This is a genomic window from Gordonia sp. (in: high G+C Gram-positive bacteria) (assembly GCF_012515855.1).
Lineage (GTDB): Bacteria > Actinomycetota > Actinomycetes > Mycobacteriales > Mycobacteriaceae > Gordonia.
On the sequence record NZ_JAAYXO010000280.1, the window covers coordinates 1 to 3,502 of the forward strand.

4 protein-coding genes and 1 pseudogene are annotated in these 3,502 nt (G+C 68.0%); 3 read left to right on the plus strand and 2 right to left on the minus strand.

Translation table 11 applies throughout. The annotated features are described in order from the left end of the window. Positions 1 to 570, plus strand: a pseudogene (locus GX543_RS18615) (hypothetical protein); the annotation flags it as partial. 518 nt (positions 571 to 1,088) lie between these two features. Further along, the gene (locus tag GX543_RS18620) at positions 1,089 to 1,550 is read left to right on the plus strand and encodes an NADAR family protein (RefSeq protein ID WP_105941737.1); all 462 of its coding nucleotides are present in this window, start codon (positions 1,089 to 1,091) and stop codon (positions 1,548 to 1,550) included. Between the two features lie 100 nt (positions 1,551 to 1,650). Here the strand turns inward: GX543_RS18620 and GX543_RS18625 are convergent, their stop codons facing one another. Both GX543_RS18625 and GX543_RS18630 read right to left on the minus strand, forming a co-directional pair. Then, entirely contained in the window at positions 1,651 to 1,872 is a 222-nt protein-coding gene (locus tag GX543_RS18625; RefSeq protein WP_290854113.1) for a hypothetical protein, read from the minus strand. A gap of 53 nt (positions 1,873 to 1,925) precedes the next feature. Beyond that, complete coding sequence (locus tag GX543_RS18630) at positions 1,926 to 2,150, minus strand: ribbon-helix-helix protein, CopG family (protein ID WP_105941739.1); 225 nt, start codon at positions 2,148 to 2,150, stop codon at positions 1,926 to 1,928. 265 nt (positions 2,151 to 2,415) lie between these two features. Between GX543_RS18630 and guaA the strand changes: the two genes are divergently transcribed. Continuing rightward, positions 2,416 to 3,502, plus strand: a 1,087-nt coding sequence (guaA, locus tag GX543_RS18635; protein ID WP_290854115.1) for a glutamine-hydrolyzing GMP synthase, incomplete at its 3' end; no start/stop codon positions are given.

Below are 3,502 nucleotides of genomic sequence, written 5' to 3' on the forward strand. Positions count from 1 at the left end.
ATGCTGTCGGCGTCCGACGACGTCGCCGCCACCGTGCTCTGGGGCCGACTGGGCGGGCCTGCGCTGGTCGGGGCAGTCGCACATCGGTTCGGGCTGACCAGCACGGCCGCGTCGCCGGACGGGCGGTGGCCGCACACGCGCACCACCGCGTCCGACCTCGCCGGCTTCTACGCGCATCTGCTCGGCGAACGGGACTCGTGGACGGACCGGATCCTTGGTCACCTCGAAGCCTGGACCGACGTGGGCGCCGACGGCTACGACCAGCGGTTCGGACTCGCGGCGGTGCTCGGTCGTGCGGAATTGGCCGCGCTGAAGCAGGGCTGGATGTGCTGTGTCGCGGATCGGTGGATCCATCTGACGACGGGTGCGTTCGGTCCCGATGGCCGCTACGTCCTCGCGGTGCACGTCGCCGAGGACGTGCAGTACTCCGACGGCGGCGTCGAGCTTCCGCACACCGCTGAGGGCTTCGACGTCGACGACGCGAGCGCGGCTCATGCACGCGATACGGTGACCGGTGTCGTCGCCGAGTTGTTCGCCGGCGGGGCAGCGGAAGACGGGAATCGGTCGTAGGGGTAAGCGTGGGCGTTCCGCCCGAATCGGTGCGAGGCGTGCTCGCCTGCGACGGTCCGCTCGTACAGTGCCACGAGTTGCTGATGCGCGGTCACGTCGGTGCACGTGGACGGCGACGGGCGCCCGCTGACCGCGGAGAGACGTACCGGAAACGGCAGGGTCTGGCCGCGGCGGCCGCGTTGCGGAGCGTTCCGCGGAACGCTCCGGAGGTCACCGAGGACTGGCGGCGGCTCGCTCAGCTGGGTGCTCCTCGTGGGAGAGGCACTGGCCGGGCTGGCGCGGGGACACCGGAACTTGAAGGATCTCGCCGTCGACTGCAAACGGAAGGACACTGCGGCCGAGTCCCCCTTCCGGGATCGACCGGCGTCGGTGTGGGATGCGACTGCTCCCCGTCGCTTGAGCGGCCCCGGGCATCGGGCGGACGACGGCGTGCAGCGTGCGCCGAACTGGAGTCGGGGGAAGGAGCGCCGGGCGAAGAAGCCGCTGATGATGTCGGAGCCGGATGGGACGATCGGGGCATGAGCGAACACGAGGCGATCAATCGGTTTCGCGGAGACCATTATTTCCTGTCCAACTTCTTCCAGGTGGACTTCGAGATGCCCGTTCTTGGTCGCGTACCCAGTGCCGAGCACGCCTACCAGGCGCTGAAGGCCGACGACGATCGCACGCGCCGGAAGATCCTCGACGCCGAGTCACCCGGGGAGGCCAAACGACTCGGGCAGAGCGTGCCGGTGCGGAAGGACTGGCAGGTCGGAGGTCGCGTCGGCGCGATGATCCAGGTCCTGGCCGTCAAGTTCGAGGTTCCACAGATGGCGGAACGCCTGCAGGCCACCGGGTGCGCTCGACTGGTCGAGGGAAACGAGCACCACGACAACTTCTGGGGCGATTGCACGTGCGGCGCCGCGGCATGTGAAGAACGTGGTACCAACATGCTCGGGGAGTTGCTCATGTGGATCCGGGCCGACACAGGCGCCTGGTGAATGCATAGGAAGTCGCGCCGTACTCGCACTCCTCACCGGTGCACCTACGCAGCGCTTCCGGGGACGCGGTCTGCTTGATCTGGTGCAAGTCGGTCCTGCGTCAGAAGTCTCCTGCGAGTCGCTCGATCGGCTGGTCGGCGACGCCGGCGATCAGTTCGAAATCCTTGTCGACGTGCAGCACGGTGAGGTCCGCGTACTCGGCGATCGCGGCGATCAGGAGGTCGGGGACTATTGCTGCGCGATGATGCCCGCGTTGCGCGAGCCGGCCCTGCACTTCGAGCGCTCGGCGGTCGACGTGTGCGTATGTCGGGGCGACGGGCATTTCAGAGATGGGCGGCATCGTCTGGAACCGCGTCCACTCGTTCGGGTCAACTCTCAGCCCCAGGCCTGCTTCATCAGATCCTCGTCGAGGACGCCCTGCGCCAGGTCCACAGAGCGGCGGATGTCGTCGAGGGTGACCTGCTGCAGCGCATGCCGCCGCGCCAGGTCTTTGGTTTCCCTGCGCAAGAGTTCACTCCGGGAGATTCCCAGCTCTGCCGCCAGGGCGTCGATGTGTCTGAGATCGTCGTCGTCGATGTTGCGGATCAGGATGTCAGTCACGGATATCGCCTCTTGCTCCGATGATATCAAGACCGGTCCCTAGGGCGGCGACGATTTCGATGGGTGGAAGGCACGCCGCTGACGACGACCCCACGGACGGTCGGCGAAGCCTGGTGAGGTGGTTCGCCGAGCACTCGTCGAATACCTCGACGCCCGTGCGGCGTGCGGGTTCGGTCTCGATCTACCGGTCTCGACCCTTCGGGTCGACTAGCGAGGGCGGGTCTCGAATGCGTTCGATCCGAGGGTGGCCGATAGACTGACCCCCGTGACGGAAACCTCGGCTGACCACCCGCGTCCTGTCCTCGTCGTCGACTTCGGTGCCCAATACGCGCAGCTCATCGCGCGGCGGGTGCGGGAGGCGCGCATCTACTCCGAGGTGATCGCGCACGACGCGCCGCTGGAGGAGTACCTCGCGAAGGATCCCGCGGCCATCGTGCTGTCCGGCGGACCGTCGTCGGTGTATGCCGAAGGCGCGCCGACGATCGACCCGCAGCTCTTTGAGCAGGGGATTCCGGTCTTCGGCATCTGCTACGGCTTCCAGAAGATGACCGACGCCCTCGGCGGCACGGTCGCCAACACCGGTGGACGCGAGTTCGGCCGCACCATGATGAACGTGGCGGGCGACGGCGGCGTCCTGCACCACGGCATCGAGAACGCGCCGGTCTGGATGAGCCACAACGATGCCGTGCAGGTGGCCCCGGAAGGCTTCACCGTCACCGCGTCGACTCCGGGTGCGCCCGTGGCCGCGTTCGAGAGCGTCGAGCGCAAGATGGCCGGCGTCCAGTATCACCCCGAGGTGCTGCACACCCCGCACGGCCAGGAGGTGCTGACCCGCTTCCTGTACGAGGTCGCCGGACTCACGCCGACCTGGACCGCCGCGAACATCGCCGAGTCGCTGATCGCCGACGTCCGCGAACAGGTGGGCGACGACGGTCTCGCCATCTGCGGCCTCTCCGGCGGTGTGGACTCCGCCGTGGCGGCCGCGCTGGTGCAGCGCGCGATCGGTGATCGTCTCACCTGTGTCTTCGTGGACCACGGGCTGCTGCGCGCCGGCGAGCGCGAGCAGGTGCAGACCGACTTCGTCGCCGCCACCGGCGCGCGACTGGTGACCGTCGACGCCGAGGACATCTTCCTCGGCCACCTCGCCGGAGTGTCCGACCCGGAGACCAAGCGCAAGATCATCGGCCGCGAGTTCATCCGGTCCTTCGAGGGCGCCGTCTCCGAGGTCCTGGGCGATCAAGCCGCGTCCGGCAAGAAGGTCGAGTACCTGGTGCAGGGCACCCTGTACCCGGACGTCGTCGAGTCCGGCGGCGGCTCCGGGACGGCGAACATCAAGAGCCATCACAACGTCG

What these genes read in the sequence shown, in the direction of transcription:
- GX543_RS18625 (WP_290854113.1), bottom strand. Translation starts at nt 1,872, where the DNA reads ATGCCCGTCGCCCCGACATACGCACACGTCGACCGCCGAGCGCTCGAA.
- GX543_RS18620 (WP_105941737.1), top strand. Translation starts at nt 1,089, where the DNA reads ATGAGCGAACACGAGGCGATCAATCGGTTTCGCGGAGACCATTATTTC.